The following is a 22,872-nucleotide window of genomic DNA, read 5'->3' as shown; positions in this document are numbered from 1 at the left end:
GGAGCCCGCCATGACCCGATCCCCCAACGCCGCTTGCCCCGTCCGCCTGGCTGGCCTGCTCCTGACGCTGGCCGCCGCCGGTGCTAGCGCGCCTGCCGTCGCCCTGGACATCCAGCTGCCCACCGAGACCGCCACGCTCCACCCCGGCACCGGCCCCGGCGCCCAAAGCGCCGCCCTGTGCCTGATGTGCCACTCGGTCGACTACCTGTCGTCGCAACCGCCCATGCCGATCGGCTTCTGGGAAGCCGAGGTCAAGAAGATGGTCGGCACCTACGGCGCCCCCATCCCGGCCGACCAGGTGCCGCTGATCGTGCAATACCTGAACCAGGCCTACCCGCCGCCGAAGGCGCCCGCCAAGCCCTGAACCGGCCCCCGCCGCCCCTCGCGGGCGGCGTCGCAATCCCTCACATTGCGGCCATTGCCTCGACTTAACCGGGACCCCTATTAGGCGTACCATTGGACGGCCCCGCCCGCCGTTCCCCGGGGTTCCCAGAGGCCTACATGCTCCAGCCCGTCTCGGCCAACACCGATCTGGCCGCCGCCCCGCCCGAGGCGGCCGCAGCCGCCCCCCAACCCGTCCTGCGGGTCAGCACGCTTTCCCCCTTTGCTTTTCCCGCGTTCCGCATCATCTGGATCGCCAACCTGTTCGCCAACCTGGGCACCTGGGCGCAATCCGTCGCCGCCGCCTGGGTCATCACCACCGAACAGAGCAGCCCGCTGATGGTGGCGATGATCCAGGTGGCCGCGGCCTTCCCGCTGGTGGCGCTGTCCATCCTGACCGGCGTGCTGGCCGACAACTACGACCGCCGCAAGGTCATGCTCACCGGCATGCTGCTGGAACTGGCTGGCGGCATCTTCATCACCATCCTGGCGTTCGCCGGCCTCTTGCACCCGGTCACCCTGATCATCTCGGTGTTCTGCATCGCCATCGGCAGCGCCGTCGTCACGCCCGCCTGGCAGGCCGCGGTGGGCGAACAGGTGCCGCGCGCCCACGTCGGCAGCGCGGTGCTGCTGAACAGCGTGAACTTCAACGTGGCGCGCGCCGTCGGCCCGGCCATCGGCGGCTTGCTGCTCGGCGCCACGGGCGCGCCCACCGTGTTCCTGCTGAACTGCGTCTGCTACGCCGGGCTGATCTGGGCCATCTGGCGCTGGCGCCGCGACATTCCCGAACGGCGCCTGCCGCCCGAACGGCTCTTCGAGGGCGTGATCGCCGCGCTGCGCTACACCCAGCATTCCACCGTGACGCGGCTGGTGATGCTGCGGGCCTTTGCCTTTGGCCTGTCGGCCAGCGCCCTGTGGGCGCTGCTGCCGCTGCTGGCCTATGGCCACGAAGACGGCAACGCGCTGCTGTACGGCTACATGCTGGGCGCGCTGGGCGTGGGCGCCATCCTGGGCAGCGCCGTGGTCCGCCGGCTGCAAGCCGCCTGGGGCGCCGGCGGGCTGGTCAGCGCCGCCGCGGGACTGCTCGCGGCCTGCCTGGTGGCGCTGGGCACGACCACCACCTTGTGGGTCGCTTTTCCCGCGCTGCTGCTGTCCGGCGGCTGCTGGATCGGCGTGCTGGCCACCTACAACACCACGGTGCAGATGCTGGTGCCAGACTGGGTCAAGGCGCGCTCGCTGGCGCTGTACCAGACCGCCATCTTCGGCGGGCTGGCGGCCGGCTCGTTCATGTGGGGCCACTTCGCCGGCACCATGGGCGTGTCCGGCGCCCTCTCGGCAGCCGGCATCATGCTGGGCATCACCGTGGCCCTGCTGTACCGCTCACGCCTGCCCGAACAGGTCGACACCCAATCGCTGGCGCGCGCCGACAGCACCGAACCGGCCCTGTCGGCCGCGGGCTTCAACACCCAGCACGGCGCGGTGCTGGTGGCGGTGGAATACCTGATTCCCAAGGAAAAACTATCCGAACTCATTGGCGCGGCTGGTCCGCTGCGCCAGCTGCGGCTGCGCAACGGCGCGCAGCAATGGCAGCTGTTTCGCGACCTGGAACGCGAAGGCGTCTGGCGCGAAGTCTTCCTGGTGGAAAGCTGGATGCAGTACCTGCGCATGCTCGACCGCCTGACGCTGGCCGACAAGATCGTGCTGGACCAGTTGCGGGCGCTGCACACGGGCGACAAGCCGCCGGTGGTGTCGCGCAACGTCAGCTACCTGGCCATGAACGAAGCCCAGGGCTTCTCGCTGCGCCGCGAACCCGAATCCCTCTGACCGACAAGGCCCGACCATGCTGACCTCTCTCTGGCGTAAATGGCGGGCGTCGGGCCATGGCGGGCCTGCCCTGGACGTGATCCTGGCCGGCGCCGACCCCGACGCTCCGCTGGCGCAGCGCAATCTGTGGATGGTGGACCTGTGCCGCTGGATCGACCGGCCAGGCCGTGCCCCGGCCGACGATGGCCGCCACCCGCAGCATGCACGCCTGCGCTACGTGCTGCAGGTGCTGGAGCACAACCCGGCGCTGGCCACGCCCGTCGCCGCCACGCTGCGCTCGCTGATCGCCGACAACGACCCCACCTCGCTGCTGTGCGACACCGGCGTGGCCTCACACCCCGGTTTCTGGGGCGAATTCTGGGAACGCGCGCAGGCCCGGCTGCTGCCGCCGCCGCCCAACCGCAGCGACATGTTCGGCCTGTTTTCGCTAATCTTCCGCAAGGCCCACGATGCCTCGTGGATCGAAGCGCTGGACGACGACACGCTGACGCGCATGCGCCTGCTGCTACGCCACGGCGACGGCGTGACACGCGCTGACCCCGCCGCCCCCGAACCGCCGCCCCGTCAACTCGAGGAAGCGCTCACCAGCAGCATCCAGGTGCTGGCCAGCCAGGTGCGCGCCACGGGCCTGAGCCAGGACATCCGCTCGCGCCTGCCCGGCCGCGTGCGGGAAAATCCCTTCTTTCCGCTGGCAACGGCCGCCGCCGAACTGTGCGACAGCGCGCCCGACACCCCGCGCGAGGTCTTCGGCCGGCGCCTGAACGTGTTCCGGGCGCTGCTCGACAGTTGCCGCGCGGCCTCGCAACAGGTCTATGCCGAACTGGAACAGAACGGCGTGTCGGTCGAAGTCGTCTTCCAGATCGAACGCATGAAGCTGCGCCTGGCGCGCATCGAATTGCTGCTGAGCGTATGGGTCGACCCCACCCAGCGCCACAAATACGTGCACCTGGCCGCCGAACTGATCCGTTCGACCCAGGCTCGCAGCAGCATCCGCCACCTGGCGGCCTCGTCGTTCGCGCAACTGGCCCGCCGCGTCATGGAACGCACCGCCGAAACCGGCGAACACTACATCGCGCGCGACCCGGCCGAATACCTGACGATGCTCAAGGCCTCGGCCGGCGGCGGCCTGGTGATGGTGCTGACGGTGTACCTGAAGTTCTTCATCGTCTCGCTGCACCTGGACAAGTTCATCGAAGGCCTGCTGGCCTCGCTGAACTACGCGGGCGGCTTTCTCGTCATCCACTTCGCCCACTTCACGCTGGCCACCAAGCAGCCCGCCATGACCGGCCCGGCGCTGGCCCACCGATTGGACGAAGCCAACACCCCCGAGGGCCGCGAGGCCTTCCTGGACGACACCCTGTCCATGATCCGCTCGAACGCGGCGGCTATTCTGGGCAACCTGGCGGTGGTGTTTCCGCTGGCCTGGGCGGTGCAATGGGTGGCGCAGAACGCGCTGAACCGACCCCTGATCGACGCGCAGAAAGCACAGACCACGCTCGACTCGTTTTCAGCCTGGGGCCCCACGCCTATCTACGCCGCCGCCACCGGCGTGCTGCTGTGGCTGTCCAGCCTGGTCGCCGGGTGGGCCGACAACTGGTTCGCCCTGCACCGCGTGCACGACGTGATGGCCTACGACCGGCGCGTGCGCCACCTGTTCGGCACGCGCGGCGCGGCCCGCTGGGCGGGATTCTGGCAGCGCAATATCTCCGGCATCGCCGGCAATGTCTCGTTGGGGCTGATGCTGGGCCTGGGGCCGGCCATCGTCAGCTTCTTCGGGCCGCACGTCGAAGTGCGCCATGTGACGCTTTCCGCCGGCCAGATCGGATCGGCCATCGGCGCGCTGGGCTGGGAAGTCGTGCACACGCACGCGTTCTGGATGGCGGTGGCCGGCACCGCCCTGACCGGCATCCTGAACGTGGGGGTGAGCTTCGCACTGGCCTTCAACGTGGCGCTGCGCTCGCGCAACCTGCGCCGCGGCGATCGCCAAGCGCTGGCCCTGGGCGTGCGCCGACGCATCTGGCAGCGGCCCGCCACGCTGTTCTGGCCAGTCAAGCCGCGGCCGGCGGCGCCGCAAGCCTGACCGGGGCCGCGCGCGTACGCCAGGCGGCGCCGCGCGCGTCGAAGATCGAACTCGACGCGGCGCTACGCGCCTGCCTCCGGCGCCCAGCCGCCCGCCACGCGCTGCATGCGTGGCGATTCGAATGCACAGGCCAGCGGAATCGGCGCGCCTTGGGCATCCACCAGCCGCGTGCGCCAGCGTTCGCCCTGGCACATGGCCACCACGATGCCGGCCACTTGTGCCTGGCAGCGCTGCAGCAACGTCAGGGCCGACGCCATCGTCTGGCCGGTGCTGACCGCATCGTCCACCACCAGCACGCGCCGCCCGCGCAGCATATCCGCGAGGTTCGGGTCCACGTACAGCAGCTTGCCGGCATCCGGCGTGGTCAACGAGCGCACCGGCACGGCCAGGCTTTCGTCATACCAATACTTGCGCGAATAGCCGAACGGCACGTAACGCGAAAAGCCCAGCCCGCGTGCCACCAGCGGCGCGAAGGCCAGCCCCAGCGTGGGCAGGCCCACCACGATCTCGGCGCCAAAGGCGCGCGCCCGTTCGGCCATGAAGCCGGCCAGTGTTTCCACCACCGCCAGGCTGGCGTGGTTGGCGATCAACGACGCCACGCAACGCTGCGGATCGGCCGGCACGGCGCGCAGCGGCAGCACCAGATAACGGCCGTCGGGCAGGCGCGCCGGATAGCCGCGCGAGTAGGGCGGTTCGGCAGAAATCGCCAGCGTGTCGGCGGCAACGATCTCCTGCCAGTAGCCGGTGGTGGCGTCGAACGTCAGGAAGTCAGGCTCAGGGGCGTGCTCGCCCTGGACATCATTAGCAGTCATGCGGTTCAGGAACAGGGCGGCCGGCGGCGCTCAGCGCACGCCGTCGGCCAGGAAGGCCTCGGCCAGCTTGACCCAGTAGCTGGCGGTGACCGGAAGAATGGCATCGTTGAAGTCGTAATCGGGGTTGTGCACCATGCAGCCGCCTTCGCCCTCGCCGTTGCCCACGATGAAATAGCTGCCCGGCACCGCTTCCAGCATGAAGGCGAAGTCGTCGCTGGCCTGCAGCGGTTCCAGGTCGGGAATCACCAGCGACTCGCCCAGCCAGTCGCGTGCCACGGCGGCCGCGAATTCGGTGGCGCCGGCATCGTTCACCACCGGCGGATAGCGCCAGCGGTAATCCACCGTCACGCTGGCCCGGTGCACCGCGGCCTGGGCCGTGGCAATCGCCGTGATGCGCTCGCGCAGCAGGGCCCGCGTCGTGGGCTTGCGGGCCCTGACGGTCAGTCGCAGCTCGACCTTCTTGGGAATCACGTTCGGCGCATCGCCGCCGTGAATAGCGCCGATGGTCACCACGGCCATGTCGTTGGGATCGATCTCGCGCGACACAATGGTCTGCAAGGCCAGCACGATGTGGGCCGCAGCCACCACCGGGTCCACCGCCACGTGCGGCATGGCGCCGTGGCCGCCAACGCCGCTGACCGTCAGCACCACCGTGTCCGACGAGCTGTACATGGCCCCGGCCCGAAAGCCGAAATGCCCGGCCGGATAACCCGGCTCGTTGTGAAAGCTGTACACGGCATCGCACGGAAAGCGCTCGAACAGGCCGTCGGCGATCATCTTCTGCGCGCCGCCATGGCCTTCCTCGGCCGGCTGGAAGATCAGGTGCAGCGTGCCATCAAACTGGCCGCGTTGCGCCAGCGCCTGCGCCGCGGCCAGCAGCGTGGCCGTGTGGCCGTCGTGGCCGCAGGCGTGCATCTTGCCCGGATGGGCGCTGGCGTAGGGCAGGCCAGTGGTTTCGTGGATGGGCAGGGCGTCCATGTCGGCGCGCAGACCCAGGCGGCGCGTGCCGGCGCCCCGCCGCAAAGTGCCCACCACGCCGGTCACGCCCAGGCCGCGGTGCACCTCGAAGCCCCAGGCCGCCAGGCACTCGGCCACCAGGTCGCCAGTGGCGACCTCTTCATAAGCCAGCTCAGGGTTGGCGTGGATGCGGTGGCGCAGCGCCACCATGTCGTCCTGGATCGCGCGGATCTCGGGCAGCACGGGGCCGGTGACGGCAAAACTCATGGCATCTACTCCTGCTGGATATTGGCGCTTTTGACGATGTGCGCGTATACGTCTTTCTCTTTCTTCAGGAACGCGGCGAAGGCCTCGGGCGAGCCCTGGCCGGCGATGGCGCCACCCTCGGCCAGGCGCTTTTGCACGTCGCTCATCTGCAGCACCGCGTTCAGTTCCTGGTTCAGGCGTTGCACCACCTCGGGCGGCGTACCCGCCGGCACGAAGACGCCGGTCCAGGTATTCAATTCAAAGCCCTTGAGTTCGGGCGTTTCGGCAAACGCCTGCACGTCCGGCAGCGTGGCGATGCGCGTGGCCGACGTCAGCCCCAGGGCGCGCAGCTTGTTCTGCTGCACCAGCGGCGTGGCGCTGGTGGTGACCAACAGGCCCAGGTCCACCTGACCGCCCATGACATCGTTGGTGATCTGTGCGCCGCCGCGATAGGGCACGTGCACCAGCTTGACCTTGGCCTGCTCCTGCATCACTTCCATCGCCAGGTGCAGCACGGTGCCCACGCCCGACGAGGCGTAGGTCAGCGTATCCGGCTTGCTGCGCGCCAGGGCGATCAGTTCCTGCATGTTGTTGGCCGGCAGGCCCGGACGGGCCAGCAGCACCACCGGCGCGGTGGTCACCAGCGCCACCGGCGCCAGGGCCGTTTCGGCGTCGTATTTCACGGCTGGGTTGATCAGCCGCGCCACGCTGACCGGGCCGTCAAAGCCCATCACCAGCGTGTAGCCGTCGGCCGCCGCATGCGTGGCCTTGGCCACGCCCAGCACGCCGCCCGCGCCTGCCACGTTGTCCACGATGATGGACTGCTTCAGGCGTTCGGACAGCTTCTGGGCCACCAGGCGGGCGGTGGTGTCCACGTTGCCGCCCGGGCTGACGGGCACGATCAGGGTCAGCGGCTTGGCCGCGGGCCAGGCGTCAGCGGCACAGGCGGCCGGGACGACACACAGCGCGGCCGCCACCGTGGCGACAGACAGGAACAGGCGTTTGAACATGATGACGTGAATCCGCAACGGGCAAGGCGCGTCGGCCGACCGGCGCGCGCAGAAGGCGAGGGCGCCATCGTACGCAGCATCGCGTCATAACTGAAATGGGTTATTTTTATAGATTCATCAGGTAAATCTATGACCAAGCTGCCCGATCGAGGCCCTGCCGCGCCCGCCCGCCAGCCCACGCTGCGCCAATTGCGCGGCTTCAAGGAAGTCGCCCGCCACGCCAGCTTCAGCCGAGCGGCCGAAGCCCTGGCCCTGAGCCAGCCCGCCCTGTCGTCCGCCATCCGTGAACTCGAAACCCTGATGGGCGTGACCCTGTTCGACCGCGGCACCCATCATGTGCGCCTGACGCCGGCCGGCCAGGCCGCGCGCGCGCAGATCGAATGGCTGCTCAACAGCTACACCCAGGGCGCCGAGGACCTGCGGCGCCTGCTGGACACCCAGGCCGCCACCGTCCGCATCGGCTGCATCCCGTCCACCATGCACCTGCTGGCGCCCGCCGTGGCGCAGTGGCGGCTACGCCACCCCGAGATCGTGCTGATCCTGTCCGACCACCTGAACGATGAGCTGATGGCCGCGCTGGCCAACGGCGAACTCGACATCGGCCTGGGACTGGATTTCGGGCTGGCGCCGGGCCTGGCGGCAGCCTTCGTGGCCGAAGACGACCTGGTCGCCGTGCTGTCCGACAGCCACCGCCTGTCGCGCCGCCGCCAGATCACCTGGCGGGACCTGAAGCGCGAACCCCTGGCCGTGCTGTCGCGCGGCAGTACCTACGAGATGATCGTGTCGGCCCTGCGCCAGCAAGGCGCCGACCTCGCCGCCACCGACACGCTGAACTACACCGACACGCTCTACAGCCTGGTGCGCGCCGGACTGCGGGTCGGCCTGATCTCGCGCCTGTACACGCAGGGGCAGCGTCCCGACGGCCTGGCGATCGTGCCGCTGCAGCATCCGCGGCTGACGCGCCGCATCAGCCTGATGACGCGCGCCCCCGAACAACAGGCCCGCGCCGCCGTGCAGCGCTGCTATACCGAACTGGCCAGCCTGCTGCGGACCCGCGCCGCCGCGGCGACGGCCGCCGCGGCAACGGCCGCCGCAGCGACGTGACGGCCCCCTGCCGCATCAGAACGTAATGGTGGCCGTGACCGTATCGCTGTAGTTGCCCGGCCGCGGCGTCGTCTGGACAGGCACCCGGCCGTATACCGTGAACTGCTGGTTGGCGCCCGTGCCCGTGCGAGCCAGCGCCGTGCCGCCCGTGACGCCATCGCCCCAGATCGTCGTGTAGCTGCTGTCCTGGTACAGCTGGTAGCTGACCGTATCTGCCGCGGTCTGGTGCTTCATCTTGCGCGCCGCCACGTTGTTGGCCACCGAACCGCCGCTGAGCGCCACCGAGAACGCGTTGTTGTTGGTGCATCGCACCGTGATCTGGCCATTGGCCGTCACCACCTGGTTCAACAGGCCTTGCGGCGGAAACGCCAGATTGGTGGCATTGATGGTGCAGTTCTTCTGCACCGTCGCCTGCACGTTCAGCGGGATACTCAGCGTCTGGGTCGGCGCGGCAATCGGGCAATTGATCAGCAGGGTGGCCAGCAAGCCGACGGAAATGTCGACGCGGGCCGTCGTGGAATAGGTCTCGCTGTAAAGCGTGTTGGCGTTACCGATGGTCGACACGCCCGATTGCCCGCCCGGCAGCTTGCCGTAGAACGAGAACGATGCCGACGCATTGCCGCCAAGCGCCGGGCCCGCCAGCAGCACCGAGGTCGGCGCGCTGGTCGTCGCCGTACCCCACACCTGGGTATGGCCGCTGTCCGTGTACAGGTTGTAGTTCATGCGGAAAGCGCCGGCCCCCAGCGCCCGCGCGGCCACCGACGGGCTGGTACTGCCCACGCCGGCGGAAAAACACAGGCGCGCCCCCAGCGCCAAGGCCGTGAAATTGCACGTCACCGTGACCGTGTTGCTGTCGGCGAACGTATCGGCGGGCAACAACGGATTGACCGTGCCGAAATTGACCGAACTGACCGTGCCGGCCCCGAGCGAACAAGTGGTCGCCTGTGCATCCACCGACCACCCCAGTCCCAGCATGGCCCCCACCAAGAACAACGCGGACTTCATTGACCCGGCTCCTTCAACGGCTGGCACACGAACGGCCCCAATGTCGGCAACGGCCGCGCGGGGTCATGCTGATACGGAAACTCCACCACGCAGGACACGCCGCCGCCCTTGATGCGCAGGTGGTTCTCCGGCTTCAGGTCTTCGACGAAGGCGATGCCGTCGTACCCCACCACCGACTGCTTGCCGCTTTCCACATGCGCCACCTGCACGCCCACCGGCATCGTGCTGCCATCCGGCAAGTGCAGCACCACCGAAGCCGCGGCGTAGCGTTGCAGCTGGAACTTGGCCAGCACGCCGGATCCGGCCTGCGGCACCACCACGACCTTGGTCGACTCCAGCTTCATGTCCACCGGCAGTTCGTCGGGGTCGATGGACAGGCGGTTGATCTGGTAGGAATTCAGGTCCGGCACAAGCAAGTGCCCGGCGCTGTTGGTGCGACCCAGCTTGCGGTTTTCGTGCAGCACCGCCACGTCCGGCGTGCCATCGGTGCTGACCAGCGCAAAGCCGTCGTTGATGCGGCGTGACGGCGTCAGGGACCCATCCATCAGCACCACCGCGCCCGACGCCTGCACCGCCGCCTGGCTCTTGCCCGCGTAGTCCTGGCCCAGCGCGGTCAGCTGGCCGTAGCGGCCCAGGAACTGCACCTTGCCCTGGTTGTACTGGCCGCCGCCACTGCGGCCATTTTCCACGCCCCAGCCCCAGCCGCCGTCGTAATCCACGTTGCGCTGCGCGCCGACGCTGTAGATGTTCTGCTCGCCCTGTTTGCCGGCCGACGCGTTGATCTGGGTGTTGTCGCCCAGCAGGATGGAAAAGGCCAGGTAGACGCCGTGCGAACCGGTCTGGGCGAAGTCGTTGTACGCGCTCACGTTCATCGACACGCGGCTGTGCAGATTGGCCGTATAGGACGCCGACCCGATCCTGGCGGCCGGCGACTGCGGCATGCGAAAACCGATGTAGCTGAACGCCATGCTCTGCGAGGTCGTGAGCGGCAGCGAAAACGTCACCCGGTCTGTCTGGCGCGGCACCGGCACGTCTTCGCGCGAGCCCAGGTCGCCGTAATCGCCCAGCGCGCGCACGGTCTGCAGTTCCACGCTGAAGGCGGGCTGCACATACTGATAGCCCAGGCTGACCTGCCCGCCGGCATGGTTGCCGGCACTGCCCGACAGCGCGCCATTGACCACGCCGGCCTGCCCCAGCCGCACCAATGCGCCCGCGCCCACGTTGTACACCCCCGCACTCATCTCCGAATGGCCTTCCAACGTCAACGCGTCGTCCAACCCATAGCGGCCAGACGCCGTGAACGCGGGCCGCTTGTCGTAATCGAACGACCGCACGCTGAACAGGCGCCGCGCAAAGCCCGCCTCGATCGAATAGCTGGACATCCCCGCCGCCAGCATGCGCGTGTCGATGTACAGGGGCACCGACGTGCTGACGCTGCGCCCCAGTGCGTCGCGCGTCACCAGCGTGGCCTGGCCCGACCCGGTAATGCCGGGAATCTGGTTCACCACGAACGGCCCGGCCGGCACGTTGCCCGAATACTGCTGCACCCCGTTCACGTACAGCGACACCGACGAGGGCACCACCGACGAGGCGCTCAAGGACGACACCGGAAAGGTCACCAGGTCTGGCCGCAACGCAAAGTTGCGCCCCCACTGGATGCCCGCCACCCGCACCGAGCGCGACCAGTTCAACGACGACGTGATCGTGTCGCCCACCCGCAGCGTGCGCAGCGTGTCCTGGTTCGACTGGGTCCAGTACGTGTCGTAGCGCACATAGCGGTCGGCGCGGCCGCCCAGATAGGCGGTGCCGGTGTTGTTGAACGTGCCGAGCGGATCGAAATAGCGCTGTTCGGTATACATCGACACCTTGTTGTAGGCGTCGGTCTGGGCATAGGCCTCGTAATTCAGGACCAGGCCGCGACCCGAGGTCGCCGGCGGCGTCTTGGGCAACCCGCGCGTGTCCACCTGGTAGGGCTGGCGCAGCGCGTCCGGCACCACCAGGTTCACCGACTGCATCGCGGCGTTATAGGTGTAGCGCAGACCGGCCACCTCATCGAGCCGGATCTCGCTGTCCTGCGGCGCGCCGAGCTTGCTGACGTCCACCCCCACCGATCCCAGCGCGCCAGGGCTGGCCGACAGCCGACCCTGCGCATCTCGAAAGCGCAGCAACTGGGTGGTGTTCACACCGTTGATACTCACCTCCAAATAGACGTCGCGCTCGGCGATATCGCCGAACGACACCAGTTGGATGGGCGCGTCCGCCGCAGCCGCCGACGCCCCGATCAAGAAGAGCGCGAACCGGCATGCGCAGCGCCCGCAAGCACGGATAGCGCGTACTGCCATGGGCTGCCTTCTCTTACCCCGCGGCCGCCGGCAAGGCAGGCACGCAGCGCAATCAGTCAGTCAACTCGCGGAGTCACGGTGACGGCGTTGCCGTTCACCAGAGCCTTGATTTTCAGCGGGCCGGCCGCGCCGTGTTTGACGGGTATCCGCCACTCGCGCTGCCGCTGGGCCAACGCGTAGCCCAGCAAACCATCCACTTTCGCCACCTGCGCATCCGCGCCAGTCAAGATCTGCAGCGACGCCACCTGGGCGTAGCGGGTGCCGGTGTTGTCCAGCCGCAGGACCCATTCCTTGTCCGCGCGCGTCACGCGCCAATCCAGTTCGGGCGTCGGCTCCGGCGTGGCGCCAGCAACAAACACAGGCACCGAATAACGCATGCGCAACACGACGCCGTTGACCAGCGGGGTGGAAGGGTCCGGAATCTCGTCGATCACCAGGCGGTAGCTTTTCTGTAGCGGCGCCAAGTCATTGCCCGCCCGCACCAGCCGCACCAGTTGCTCGCCCTTGGCCGCCACCTGGATGATGGGCGGGCTGGCCTGGATCTCGGTCGTGGGCGTCAGCACGTCGTCGCCCTGCGTCTGGTCCCAGGCGTATACGCGTACCTGGCCGTAGATGGGCGTGGTCCCAGGGTTGCGCAGCATGATGCCGGTGGCGGCCTGCTGCGGCGCCAGGTCCACCAGCACCGGGGATATCTGCAACGTCGCCGCTTGCGCAGGCAGGGCGCCTAGCCCGACGCTGGCGGCCAGCAGCACGCCCGCCAGCCACCGGATCACGCCGTCCCCGCCCGAATGATTTCCGATGGGGCGACCCACTAGAAGTACACCGTCGCGGTGACGGTGGACGAATACGTGTCGGGCGCCGGGGTCGCCTGCGCAGGCACCGTACCGGTGACCGTCAACGCTTGCGATGCCCCGCTACCCGTGCCACCGACGCGGTCTGCCGTGCCGGTGTCGCCCCACACCACCGTCTGGTTGGGTGCGGGCTGGTATAGCTGGTAGGCCACGGTCGAGGTCGTATTGCCCGTGGCCGTACCGTTCATGAGCCGGTTGGCCAGGGTGGACCCGGTGCCGGTGCCGGCGCTCAGGCCTACGGTATAGGGGGTGGTATTCGTGCAGGTCACGTTGACCGTGGTGGTATTGCTGAACGCGGTGTTCAGTACCCCGTGACTGCCGAAATTGAGATTATTCGCGGCGATGGTGCAGTTTGCCGTGATGGTCAGCGTCACCACCATATTGGCGGTGGTTTGCGCCTGGGCGGCAAGCGGCAATGCGCCTGCGGTCGCCAAGGCCAGAGTCGTCGCGCACAAAGACAAGCGTTTCATGAAATCACCCCCACGAAATACTGTTGCACTATCAGACTTGCATACGAAACATGGTACGTCGGATATAGCGGTGAAGCGCGATTCGGTTAATTTTCAAATGGGATTATTTACCCTTTCTAACCGATTCGATTAAAAAACCGCGGCGAGCGGACGCGGTTTCTCTATGAAAGCATGCTTCGGGCAGCATGGGATAAATTGTTGTAAATCAGCAAATTAGATAATTTCAGCTAGTAACAAAAACCGTTGAATCTGGCGCCATTGCCGCAGCGCACGATTATTCGGACGGATTATTCAGCCGACGCCATGGGTGACCGCCTGGTCGCATTATCTGGCGCGGCAGCAATATCCCCACCCCAGGCGTCGGGCCGGCCGCCCCTGGCTGACGAAGCGTTGAATCATCATGTCGCACTAGAATCGACGGACGATCCCCTCACTTCCGGTCGGCGCCCCCTGGCGCCGACGCCTTGCCGCGCGGCTCCTCATGCTCTCGTTCTCACGCAACACCATCTATCCGGCGGGCCAGGGCCTGCCGGCGTCCGAGCGCCTGGGCGCGCTCCTGGCCGTCATGCTGGCGGTCTGCATGGCCAGCCTGGACACCGCCATCGCCAACACCGCGCTGCCCACGATCGCGCGCGACCTGCAGGCCAGCGATGCCGGTTCCATCTGGGTCATCAGCGGCTACCAGCTGGCCATGGTGGCGGGCCTGCTGCCCGCGGCCGCGCTGGGCGAAATCATGGGGCATCGGCGGGTGTACATGGTGGGCATCGTGGTGTTCACGCTGTCGTCGCTCGCGTGTGGGCTGGCGCCATCGCTGCCGGTACTGGTGGCGGCGCGCATCCTGCAAGGACTGGGCGCGGCCGGCGTCATGAGCGTCAACGCCGCCCTGCTGCGTTTCATCTATCCCGCACCGGTGCTGGGCCGGGGCATGGGCATGAATGCGATGGTGGTGGGCCTGTCATTTGCCGCCGGCCCCACCGCGGCGTCCACCATCCTGCTGCTGGGGTCGTGGCACTGGTTGTTCCTGATCAACGTGCCCATCGGCCTGCTGGCCATGGTGCTGGGCCTGCGCGGCCTGCCCGAAACCACGCGGTCGACGCACGGCTTTGACGGCGTGGCCGCGGCCCTGTGCGCGACGACACTGGGCTTGTTCGTGTTGGGCTCCAACGAATTGGCGCACAGCGCGCCGTGGCCGCGCGTCACGCTGGAATGGGGCCTGGCGGCTGCCAGCCTGTGGCTGCTGATGCGCCGGCAGGCGGGCCATCCGGCCCCGATCCTGGCGGTGGACCTGTTGCGCCGGCCGCTGTTTGCACTGTCGGCCGCCACGGCCGTCTGCGCTTTCGCGGCGCAGGCGCTGGCCTTCGTGTCGCTGCCGTTCCTGTTCCAGACCGTGCTGGGCTATACCCAGGTGCACACCGGTTTCCTGATCACGCCGTGGCCGGTCGTGGTGGCCATCATGGCGCCCATCGCCGGGCGCCTGTCCGACCGCTACCCGGCGGGCATGCTGGGCGGCGTGGGCCTGGCGCTGCTGGCCTTGGGCATGGCATCGCTGGCGCTGTTGCCGGCCGCGCCGTCGGCCTGGGACATTTCCTGGCGCATGGCGCTGTGCGGCGCCGGCTTCGGTTTTTTCCAGTCGCCCAACCTGCGCGCCATCATGACGTCGGCGCCGCCGTCGCGCGCGGGCGGCGCCAGCGGCATGATCGGCACGGTGCGCCTGCTGGGCCAGGCCACCGGGGCGGCCCTGGTGGCCGCGTGCTTCAACGTGTCGACCACGCACGGTGCGGTGATGTCGCTGTGGCTGGGCGGCCTGTGCGCGGCGCTGGCCAGCCTGGCCAGTTTTGCGCGGCTGCGCTTCGGCGCCGTGGAACCCGCGCAAGCCGCGGCGACACGCTGAAACCCCTGTTTATTGCGGTTAATGTCGATATATTCCAGGACCGACCAGACATATACGTAAGATGTGCAACACCTGCTAAATATCGTTCAGGCGGGGCCGTTGTCCGGGTGTAGTCCCTCTCTACACCCTAGAAAGACGCGTATGACACAGTTCCTGAAAGACATCACCATCCGCCGCATGATCCTGTGCACGCTGCTCATGATCAGTGTCCTGTTAGCCGGCCAATCGGCCATCAGCGTAAATGGTTTGTACAACTCCGGTGAAGCGCTCGCCGCCAGCAACGAACTCCTGAACGAAGTCTCATCGCTTGCCCGCATCAACGACCAGATCATGCGGGCCCGCCTGCGCCTGTCCCGCCAACTGGAATACGCCCGCGACGGCCTGGCCGCCCCCGCCGCGGAGGAAGGCCGCGCCATCGACGTGGCCGTGCAGGAAGCCCGCAAGAACCAGGCGTTGTTCCTGGAATCTGCCCAGCGGGACACCCCTGCCGCCATTCTGGACCCGCTGCGCAGCGACTTCGATGCGCTGGTCAACGGCGGTATCGCCGTCCAGCGGGGCTTTCTGGCCCAGGACGATGTTGAAAAGGCACGCGCCCACGCCGCCGGCCCGGTCATCACCGCCAGCCGGGCCTATGGCAAAAGCATCGAAAACTACGAGGCCTACGCCAAGGAACGCCAGGAGGCGCTGGGCAAGCGCGCCGTCGACGAACGCCGCAACGCCTACCTGGGCATCGGCATCGTGCTGGGCGTGAGCCTCTTGCTGCTGTTCCTGGGCGACCGCTACGTCGTGGCCTTCGTGCGGCGCCCGCTGGACGACATCAAGCAGCATTTCCAGCACATCAGCCGCGGCGACCTCACCGTGCCCATCGCCACGTTCGGCAGCAACTGCGCCGGGCAGCTGATTCCCTATCTGCAGGAAATGCAGGCCAGCCTGGCCCGCACGGTGCATGCCGTGCGCGACGGCGTGGCCGAGATCAACACCGGGTCCAGCGAAATCGCCGCAGGCAACCAGGACCTGTCCAGCCGCACCGAGCAGCAGGCCGCGTCGCTGGAAGAAACCGCCGCCAGCATGGAAGAGCTGCTGTCCACCGTGACCAGCAACGCCGACAATGCCCGCCAGGCCAACGCCATGGCGGCCGAGGCTTCGCAGGTCGCCCGCCGCGGCGGCGATGCGGTGCAAAGCGCCGTGGCCACCATGCGTGAGATCGCGCAGGACTCGGGCCGCATCGAGGATATCGTCGGTGTGATCGACGGCATCGCCTTCCAGACCAACATCCTGGCGCTGAACGCGGCGGTGGAAGCCGCCCGCGCCGGCGAGCAAGGCAAGGGCTTCGCGGTGGTGGCGGGCGAAGTGCGCTCGCTGGCGCAACGCAGCGCCAGCGCCGCCAAGGAAATCAAGCAGCTGCTCAGCGCGTCCAGCGCAACGGTGCAGGCCGGGTCCGTGCAGGTCGAGACCGCCGGGCGCACCATGCAGGAAATCCAGGCGGTGATCGAGCGGCTGACGCTGCTGGTAGGCGATATCGCCGCCGCCTCGCGCGAACAGGTGACGGGCATCGACCAGGTCAACACGGCGGTCACGCAGATGGACCAGGTGACCCAGCAGAACGCGGCCCTGGTCGAACAGGCTGCTGCTGCCGCCGCTTCGCTGGAATCGCAAGCCCAGCGCTTGCAAAGTTCGGTCAGCGCCTTCCGGCTGCCGGGCCGGGATGCCGGCCACGAGCCCCTGGCCCTGCCGGTGCAAGAACGCCTGGCGCTATCGGCGTAAAGGCACGGACGGGCCGCCTTGGCGGCCCGTCTGCGTGCAAGACACCGCCTCTTATTCCAGCGCGGTGACGCATACCTGCTCGCCATGGCGCACCACCCGCTTGGGCAGCTCGCCGCCGATCCAGTAGGCCAGTTCGGCGGGATGTGAAATATCCCAAGCGACAAAGTCAGCCGCCATGTCCGCCGCCAACACGCCGTGCGTGGCCTGCAGGCCCAGCGCGCGGGCCGCGTGCACGGTGGCCCCGGCCAGCGCCTCTTCCGGCGTCAGTCGGAACAGCGTGCACGCCATGCCCAGCATCAGCCGCAAGGACAGGGCAGGCGAAGTGCCCGGATTCAGGTCGCTGGAAATCGCGATCGGCACGCCATGGCGGCGCAGCAGTTCAATCGGCGGCAGTTGCGTTTCGCGCAATGCGTAGAACGCGCCCGGCAGCAGCACCGCCACCGTGCCGGCCGCGGCCATCGCCAACACGTCGGTTTCGGTCAGGTATTCCAGGTGGTCCGCCGACAGCGCGCCGTAGCGCGCGGCCAGACTGGCGCCGTGCAGCGCCGATAGTTGTTCGGCGTGCAGCTTGACCGGCAGTCCCAGGTGCGCGGCGGCCTGGAACACGCGTTCGACCTGCGCCGGCGAAAACGCCAGGTGCTCGCAGAAGGCGTCCACCGCGTCGACCAGCCCTTCGGCCGCCAGCACCGGCAGCATGCGGCGCGCCACTTCATCGATATAGTCATCGGCGCGGCCGGCAAATTCCGGGGGCAGCGCGTGCGCGGCCAGGCAGGTAGCGCGCACCGTGAGCGGCAGCGTCTGGCCCAGGCGCCGCGCCACGCGCAGCATCTTGCGTTCATTGGGCAGGTCCAGCCCGTAGCCCGACTTGATCTCCAGCGTGGTCACGCCGTCCCGCAACAGGTGCAGGGCGCGCTGGCGGGCGCTGGCATACAGCTGCGCTTCGGTGGCCTCGCGGGTCGCGCGCACCGTGCTGGCAATGCCACCGCCCTGCGCCGCGATCACCGCGTAGTCCACGCCTTGCAGCCGCTGTTCAAATTCCAGGCTGCGGTTGCCGCCGAACACCAGGTGGGTATGGCAGTCGATCAGGCCGGGCGTGACCCAGGCGCCGCCCAGGTCATGCTCGTGCCCGGCGTCAATGCGCGGCAACGCATCTTCGGGGCCGATCCAGGCAATGCGCGCGCCGTCGGTCACCAACGCGGCCCGCTCGATCGTCGAATAGCGGCCATCGGCCATCGTAGCGGCGTGGCAGTTGCGCCATACCTGTTTCATACGCAAGCTCCGTCAAAGACTGGGCAGCAGGCCCGGGGGCACCAGGGCGTTCAAGTGCCGCCCGCCGATCAATTGGCTGGCCGCTTCGATGTCGGGCGCGAAGAAGCGATCTTTCTCGTAGTGCGCCACCTTTTCGCGCAGCAGGCCGCGGGCCCGCTCCAGCTTGGGCGAGGTCTTCAGGCCGACACGGAAGTCCAGCCCCTGGCAGGCGCCCAGCCATTCGATCGCCAGGATGTCGCGCACGTTCTCGGCCATGGGCCACAGCCGCTTGCCGGCGTTCGGCGCCATCGATACGTGGTCTTCCTGGTTGGCCGACGTGGGCAGGCTGTCGACGCTGGCGGGATGGGCCAGCGCCTTGTTGTCGCTGGCCAGCGCCGCCGCGGTCACCTGGGCGATCATGAAGCCCGAATTCACCCCGCCGTTGCTGACCAGGAAGGGCGGCAGCTGCGACATGTGCTTGTCCATCATCAGCGAGATGCGTCGTTCGGACAGGGCGCCGATCTCGGCCAGCGCCAGCGCCAGGTTGTCGGCCACCAGCGCCACCGGTTCGGCGTGGAAATTGCCGCCCGACAGCACATCGCCTTGCTCGGCGAACACCAGCGGATTGTCGGACACCGCGTTGGCCTCGATCTGCAGCACCTCGGCCACATGGCGGATCTGCGTCAGGCAGGCGCCCATGACTTGCGGCTGGCAGCGCAGCGAGTAGGGGTCCTGGACCTTGTCGCAATCCACGTGCGAATGGCCGACCTCGCTATCGTCGGTCAGCAGGTCGCGGAACACGGCGGCCACGTCGATCTGGCCGATCTGGCCGCGCGCCTCGTGGATGCGGGCATCGAACGGCACGCGCGAGCCCAGCATGGCTTCCACGCTGAGGCTGCCGCAGACCAGGCCGGCGGCCAGCAGGTCTTCGGCCTCGAACAGGCCGCGCAGCGCATAGGCCGTGGATACCTGGGTGCCGTTCAAGAGCGCCAGCCCTTCCTTGGCGGCCAGCGTCAGGGGTTCGAGCCCGGCGCGGGCCAGGGCCTCTTTGGCCGGCAGCCATTCACCGCGATGGCGCGCCCGGCTTTCGCCCAACAGCAGCAGCGACATATGCGCCAGCGGCGCCAGGTCGCCCGAGGCGCCCACGGACCCCTTGAGCGGAATGTGCGGATAGACGCCGGCGTTGACCAGCGCAATCAGGCTGTCGATGACCTGGCGTCGAATACCAGAACGGCCCCGCGCCAGGCTGTTGATCTTGAGCACCATGATGAGCCGCACCATCGCGTCGTCCAGCGGCTCGCCCACGCCGGCCGCATGCGACAGCACCAGCGAGCTTTGCAGCGCCTGCAGGTCTTCGCGCGCGATCTTGGTGGACGCGAGCAGGCCGAAGCCGGTATTGATGCCATAGGCCGTACGGCCTTCGGCGATGATGCGCTCGACGCAGGCGACGCTGGCGTCAATCGGCCCGCAGGCCACCGGGTCCAGCGTCACGCGGCCCGGCTGCTGGTATACCTGGCGCAATTGCGCCAGGGTGAGATGGCCGGGGTTCAGGTGCAGATCCATTGTTTTTCTCCAGGACGATGCGTCCATGTCATGCAATATCGTGCCGGCCGCCGGCCGCAAACGCCATGGGCGCAGGCAGCGGGTCACGGCGGGCAAACAGGTAATACAGGATGCCGGGCACGATCAGCCCGATGATCCACGAAATATCGACGCCGCCCAGGTGTGCAACCAATGGGCCGGTGTAGAGCTTGGTCGAGATGAAGGGCATCTGCACCAGCACGCCGAACACATACACCAGGATACCGGGCCAGTTCCAGCGTCCATAGCGGCCGTCAGGGTCCGCCAACGCGGCAACGTCGTAGCGGCCATGATTGACGAAGTAGTAGTCCACCAGGTTCACGGCGCTCCAGGGCGTGAAGAACGCCAGCAGGAACAGGATGAACGACTTGAACGCGTTCAGGAACGAATGCTGGCCGACCAGCGCCACGCAGGTCGCCGCGCCCACGATCACCAGCACGAAGCACAGCCGCTGGCGCCGCGTGATGTCGACATGGCCGCGAAAGCCGCTGATGATGGTGGCAATGCACATGAAGCTGCCGTAGGAATTGAGCGTCGAGATCGTCACCTTGCCGAAGGCGATGCTGAAATACAGCAGCGCCGCCATCGTGCCGGTGCCGCCCAGGCCGACGATGTACGCCACCTCGCGGCCGGCGAACTGGCCCGCGGCCATCGCGGCGGCCAGCACGCCCAGCACCATGGCGATCTGCGCACCCAGCACCGACCCCAGGCCCACCGCCAGGAAGGTCTTGAACGACGACGTGCGACTGGGCAGGTAGCGCGAATAGTCCGCCACATACGGCCCATAGGCGATCTGCCAAGATGCCGCCAGCGACACGGCCAGCAAGAACGAGGTCCAGCTGAAATGCCGGATCTGCAGCAGCTGCCCGACGTCGCCCAGCGCAATCACCCGGCTGAACAGGTACACGAACGCTATCAGCCCCAGCACGCTGGCAACCCTGCCGATCAGGTGGATCATGCGGTAGCCGAACACCGTCACCAGCACGATCACGGCGGCGAACACCAGGATGCCTGCGCTGTCGCTCACGCCCAGCAGCTGGCCGATGGCCTGGCCCGACAAGACCGTGCCGGTGGCCGTGAAGCCCAGGTACATCAAGCACACCAGCACGATAGGAATCGCCGCGCCATAGACGCCGAACTGCACCCGGCTGGAGATCATCTGCGGCAGGCCCAGCTTGGGCCCTTGCGCGGCATGCAGCGCCATGACCGTACCGCCGAACACCTGGCCGATGAACAGGCCGATCAGCGACCAGAACACGTCACCGCCCAGCACCACCGCCAGGGCGCCGGTGACGATGGCGGTGATCTGCAGGTTGGCGCCCATCCAGAGCGTGAACTGGCTGTACAGCCTGCCATGGCGCTCGGTTTCCGGAATGAAGTCGATCGAGCGTTGCTCGATCAGCGCGCCTTTCGATGCGGCGCTTGCCTGCTCCATGCGATTCTCCTTGCGGACGCCGGCCGACAGCGTCCGTTTCATTCTTGTATGGCCGGGCCGTCGTTCAACGGCCGGTGTCGATCATCGGCAGATTCAAACCTTGCTCGCGGGCGCAGTCGATGGCGTCTTCGTAGCCGGCGTCGGCATGGCGCATCACGCCGGTGGCCGGGTCGTTGGTCAGCACCCGGGCGATGCGTTCGGCGGCGGCGTCGGTGCCGTCGCACACGATCACCATGCCGGCATGCTGCGAGTAACCCATGCCCACGCCGCCGCCATGGTGCAGCGACACCCACGTAGCGCCGCCAGCCGTGTTCAGCAGGGCGTTCAGCAGCGGCCAGTCGGACACCGCATCGGAGCCGTCGCGCATGGCTTCGGTTTCGCGGTTGGGGCTGGCGACCGAGCCGGAATCCAGGTGGTCGCGGCCGATCACCACGGGCGCCGACAATTCGCCGCTGCGCACCATTTCATTGAAGGCCAGGCCCAGCTTGGCACGCTGCCCCAGACCCACCCAGCAGATACGCGCGGGCAGCCCCTGGAAGTTGATGCGTTCGCGCGCCATGTTCAGCCAGTTGTGGAGGTGCGCATCGTCGGGGATCAGTTCCTTGACCTTGGCATCGGTCTTGTAGATGTCCTGCGGATCGCCCGACAGCGCGGCCCAGCGGAACGGTCCCACGCCACGGCAGAACAGCGGCCGGATGTAGGCCGGCACGAAGCCGGGAAAATCAAACGCGTTGGCCACGCCTTCTTCCTTGGCCATCTGGCGGATGTTGTTGCCGTAATCGAAGGCGGGCACGCCCTGCTGTTGGAAGGCCAGCATGGCCTTGACGTGCGCGGCCATGGATTGCTTGGCCGCCTTCACCACGGCAGCGGGCTCGCGCCTGGCACGCTTGCGGTAGTCGTCCCAGGTCCAGCCCGCGGGCAGGTAACCGTTCAACGGATCGTGTGCGCTGGTCTGGTCGGTCACCATGTCCGGACGCACGCCGCGGCGCACCAGTTCGGGCAGCACCTCGGCCGCATTGCCGCACAGCGCGATCGAGACCGCACGGCCGGCCTGGGTGTACTTGGCGATGCGAGCCAGCGCGTCGTCCAGGTCGGTGGCCTGCTCATCCACGTAACGGGTACGCAAGCGGAAATCGATGCGGCTTTGCTGGCATTCCACGGTCAGCGAGCAGGCGCCGGCCAGGGTCGCGGCCAGCGGCTGGGCGCCGCCCATGCCGCCCAGGCCGGCGGTCAGCACCCAGCGGCCCGTCAGGTCACCGCCGTAGTGCTGGCGGCCGGCTTCCACGAAGGTCTCGTAGGTGCCTTGCACGATGCCCTGGCTGCCGATGTAGATCCAGCTGCCGGCCGTCATCTGGCCGTACATCGCCAGGCCCTTGGCATCGAGTTCGTTGAAGTGTTCCCAGGTGGCCCAATGCGGCACCAAGTTGGAATTGGCGATCAGCACGCGCGGCGCATTGGCGTGCGTCTTGAACACGCCCACCGGCTTGCCCGACTGCACCAGCAGCGTCTCGTCGTCGTTCAGCCGGGTCAGGGCCTCGACCATCTTGTCGTAGCAGTCCCAGTCGCGCACGGCGCGGCCGATGCCACCGTAGACGACCAGTTCCTTGGGGTTCTCGGCCACGTCCGGGTCGAGGTTGTTCATCAGCATGCGCAGCGGCGCTTCGGTCAACCAGCTCTTGGCGGTCAACGTATTGCCGCGCGGCGCGCGGATCTCAACATCGCGGTATCGGTTCGATTTTTCCAAGGTCGTCTCCATGATCGCAGGCACCGCGCCTTGCCGCGCGGCCGTTGCCGAAATCATAGGATGCCTATGCTTGTATATACAAGTGGATAAAGCAGAATTGCAGGTCAGGGATTTCCCGTAGCGCGGC

The 22,872-nt window shown here is 67.7% G+C and carries 17 protein-coding genes; 6 read left to right on the top strand and 11 right to left on the bottom strand.

The window, feature by feature from the left end:
- Positions 1 to 10: 10 nt before the first annotated feature.
- The 3 genes from sorB to AC3WMR_RS24800 all read left to right on the top strand — a co-directional run bounded on the left by sorB (position 11) and on the right by AC3WMR_RS24800 (position 4,285).
- Positions 11 to 364 (top strand): SorB family sulfite dehydrogenase c-type cytochrome subunit, encoded by a 354-nt coding sequence (gene sorB, locus AC3WMR_RS24810; RefSeq protein ID WP_492265932.1) that lies wholly within the window; start codon positions 11 to 13, stop codon positions 362 to 364.
- 137 nt (positions 365 to 501) lie between these two features.
- Entirely contained in the window at positions 502 to 2,205 is a 1,704-nt protein-coding gene (locus tag AC3WMR_RS24805) for an MFS transporter (RefSeq protein ID WP_492265933.1), read from the top strand.
- 16 nt (positions 2,206 to 2,221) lie between these two features.
- Entirely contained in the window at positions 2,222 to 4,285 is a 2,064-nt protein-coding gene (locus tag AC3WMR_RS24800) for a site-specific recombinase (RefSeq protein ID WP_492265934.1), read from the top strand.
- Positions 4,286 to 4,347: 62 nt separating this feature from the next.
- On the opposite strand, the gene AC3WMR_RS24795 is transcribed toward AC3WMR_RS24800, so the two are convergent.
- The 3 genes from AC3WMR_RS24795 to AC3WMR_RS24785 are packed head-to-tail and all read right to left on the bottom strand — an operon-like array spanning position 4,348 to position 7,310.
- The gene (locus AC3WMR_RS24795) at positions 4,348 to 5,097 is read right to left on the bottom strand and encodes a phosphoribosyltransferase (protein WP_492265935.1); all 750 of its coding nucleotides are present in this window, start codon (positions 5,095 to 5,097) and stop codon (positions 4,348 to 4,350) included.
- Positions 5,098 to 5,127: 30 nt separating this feature from the next.
- Positions 5,128 to 6,321, bottom strand: a complete 1,194-nt coding sequence (locus AC3WMR_RS24790; RefSeq protein ID WP_492265936.1) for a M20 aminoacylase family protein — start codon at positions 6,319 to 6,321, stop codon at positions 5,128 to 5,130.
- Between the two features lie 5 nt (positions 6,322 to 6,326).
- On the bottom strand, positions 6,327 to 7,310 hold the full coding sequence (locus AC3WMR_RS24785; RefSeq protein WP_492265937.1) for a Bug family tripartite tricarboxylate transporter substrate binding protein: 984 nt from the start codon (positions 7,308 to 7,310) through the stop codon (positions 6,327 to 6,329).
- A gap of 129 nt (positions 7,311 to 7,439) precedes the next feature.
- Here AC3WMR_RS24785 and AC3WMR_RS24780 point away from each other — a divergent pair, with 129 nt between their 5' ends.
- Positions 7,440 to 8,414 (top strand): LysR family transcriptional regulator, encoded by a 975-nt coding sequence (locus AC3WMR_RS24780; protein ID WP_492265938.1) that lies wholly within the window; start codon positions 7,440 to 7,442, stop codon positions 8,412 to 8,414.
- Positions 8,415 to 8,429: 15 nt separating this feature from the next.
- Here AC3WMR_RS24780 and AC3WMR_RS24775 read toward each other — a convergent pair whose 3' ends face one another.
- From AC3WMR_RS24775 to AC3WMR_RS24760, 4 genes are read right to left on the bottom strand one after another with little or no spacing between them, the layout of a single operon-like run.
- The gene (locus AC3WMR_RS24775; protein WP_492265939.1) at positions 8,430 to 9,419 is read right to left on the bottom strand and encodes a Csu type fimbrial protein; all 990 of its coding nucleotides are present in this window, start codon (positions 9,417 to 9,419) and stop codon (positions 8,430 to 8,432) included.
- Positions 9,416 to 11,761, bottom strand: a complete 2,346-nt coding sequence (locus AC3WMR_RS24770) for a fimbria/pilus outer membrane usher protein (protein ID WP_492265940.1) — start codon at positions 11,759 to 11,761, stop codon at positions 9,416 to 9,418. The genes AC3WMR_RS24775 and AC3WMR_RS24770 overlap by 4 nt, the downstream gene beginning before the upstream one ends.
- A gap of 56 nt (positions 11,762 to 11,817) precedes the next feature.
- Positions 11,818 to 12,534, bottom strand: a complete 717-nt coding sequence (locus tag AC3WMR_RS24765; protein ID WP_492265941.1) for a fimbrial biogenesis chaperone — start codon at positions 12,532 to 12,534, stop codon at positions 11,818 to 11,820.
- A 38-nt stretch (positions 12,535 to 12,572) separates the two neighbouring features.
- A complete protein-coding gene (locus AC3WMR_RS24760) occupies positions 12,573 to 13,082 on the bottom strand; it encodes a Csu type fimbrial protein (RefSeq protein WP_492265942.1) in 510 nt (169 codons plus the stop codon).
- A 481-nt stretch (positions 13,083 to 13,563) separates the two neighbouring features.
- Between AC3WMR_RS24760 and AC3WMR_RS24755 the strand changes: the two genes are divergently transcribed.
- Entirely contained in the window at positions 13,564 to 14,973 is a 1,410-nt protein-coding gene (locus AC3WMR_RS24755) for an MFS transporter (protein WP_492265943.1), read from the top strand.
- 141 nt (positions 14,974 to 15,114) lie between these two features.
- The gene (locus AC3WMR_RS24750) at positions 15,115 to 16,737 is read left to right on the top strand and encodes a methyl-accepting chemotaxis protein (RefSeq protein WP_492265944.1); all 1,623 of its coding nucleotides are present in this window, start codon (positions 15,115 to 15,117) and stop codon (positions 16,735 to 16,737) included.
- Between the two features lie 51 nt (positions 16,738 to 16,788).
- Here the strand turns inward: AC3WMR_RS24750 and hutI are convergent, their stop codons facing one another.
- From hutI to hutU, 4 genes are all read right to left on the bottom strand, one after another.
- On the bottom strand, positions 16,789 to 18,006 hold the full coding sequence (hutI, locus tag AC3WMR_RS24745; protein WP_492265945.1) for an imidazolonepropionase: 1,218 nt from the start codon (positions 18,004 to 18,006) through the stop codon (positions 16,789 to 16,791).
- A 12-nt stretch (positions 18,007 to 18,018) separates the two neighbouring features.
- Positions 18,019 to 19,548, bottom strand: a complete 1,530-nt coding sequence (hutH, locus tag AC3WMR_RS24740; protein ID WP_492265946.1) for a histidine ammonia-lyase — start codon at positions 19,546 to 19,548, stop codon at positions 18,019 to 18,021.
- A 28-nt stretch (positions 19,549 to 19,576) separates the two neighbouring features.
- Positions 19,577 to 21,001 carry a purine-cytosine permease family protein gene (locus tag AC3WMR_RS24735; RefSeq protein WP_492265947.1) on the bottom strand — a complete coding sequence of 475 codons (1,425 nt, stop codon included), beginning with the start codon at positions 20,999 to 21,001 and terminating at the stop codon, positions 19,577 to 19,579.
- 64 nt (positions 21,002 to 21,065) lie between these two features.
- Complete coding sequence (gene hutU / locus AC3WMR_RS24730) at positions 21,066 to 22,757, bottom strand: urocanate hydratase (protein ID WP_492265948.1); 1,692 nt, start codon at positions 22,755 to 22,757, stop codon at positions 21,066 to 21,068.
- Between the last annotated feature and the right edge of the window lie 115 nt (positions 22,758 to 22,872).

The sequence above is a fragment of the Achromobacter sp. FW305-C-28 genome (assembly GCF_058783235.1).
Note: the sequence above shows the minus strand (reverse complement) of the source record. Positions and strands in the feature narration are given on the sequence as shown.

Coding starts and splice junctions, on each gene's coding strand:
- AC3WMR_RS24735 (WP_492265947.1), bottom strand. CDS start 21,001: ATGGAGCAGGCAAGCGCCGCATCGAAAGGCGCGCTGATCGAGCAACGC.
- AC3WMR_RS24750 (WP_492265944.1), top strand. CDS start 15,115: ATGACACAGTTCCTGAAAGACATCACCATCCGCCGCATGATCCTGTGC.
- AC3WMR_RS24775 (WP_492265939.1), bottom strand. CDS start 9,419: ATGAAGTCCGCGTTGTTCTTGGTGGGGGCCATGCTGGGACTGGGGTGG.
- AC3WMR_RS24795 (WP_492265935.1), bottom strand. CDS start 5,097: ATGACTGCTAATGATGTCCAGGGCGAGCACGCCCCTGAGCCTGACTTC.
- AC3WMR_RS24790 (WP_492265936.1), bottom strand. CDS start 6,321: ATGAGTTTTGCCGTCACCGGCCCCGTGCTGCCCGAGATCCGCGCGATC.
- AC3WMR_RS24770 (WP_492265940.1), bottom strand. CDS start 11,761: ATGGCAGTACGCGCTATCCGTGCTTGCGGGCGCTGCGCATGCCGGTTC.
- AC3WMR_RS24760 (WP_492265942.1), bottom strand. CDS start 13,082: ATGAAACGCTTGTCTTTGTGCGCGACGACTCTGGCCTTGGCGACCGCA.
- hutI (WP_492265945.1), bottom strand. CDS start 18,006: ATGAAACAGGTATGGCGCAACTGCCACGCCGCTACGATGGCCGATGGC.
- hutU (WP_492265948.1), bottom strand. CDS start 22,757: ATGGAGACGACCTTGGAAAAATCGAACCGATACCGCGATGTTGAGATC.
- hutH (WP_492265946.1), bottom strand. CDS start 19,548: ATGGATCTGCACCTGAACCCCGGCCATCTCACCCTGGCGCAATTGCGC.
- AC3WMR_RS24805 (WP_492265933.1), top strand. CDS start 502: ATGCTCCAGCCCGTCTCGGCCAACACCGATCTGGCCGCCGCCCCGCCC.
- AC3WMR_RS24785 (WP_492265937.1), bottom strand. CDS start 7,310: ATGTTCAAACGCCTGTTCCTGTCTGTCGCCACGGTGGCGGCCGCGCTG.
- sorB (WP_492265932.1), top strand. CDS start 11: ATGACCCGATCCCCCAACGCCGCTTGCCCCGTCCGCCTGGCTGGCCTG.
- AC3WMR_RS24800 (WP_492265934.1), top strand. CDS start 2,222: ATGCTGACCTCTCTCTGGCGTAAATGGCGGGCGTCGGGCCATGGCGGG.
- AC3WMR_RS24755 (WP_492265943.1), top strand. CDS start 13,564: ATGCTCTCGTTCTCACGCAACACCATCTATCCGGCGGGCCAGGGCCTG.
- AC3WMR_RS24780 (WP_492265938.1), top strand. CDS start 7,440: ATGACCAAGCTGCCCGATCGAGGCCCTGCCGCGCCCGCCCGCCAGCCC.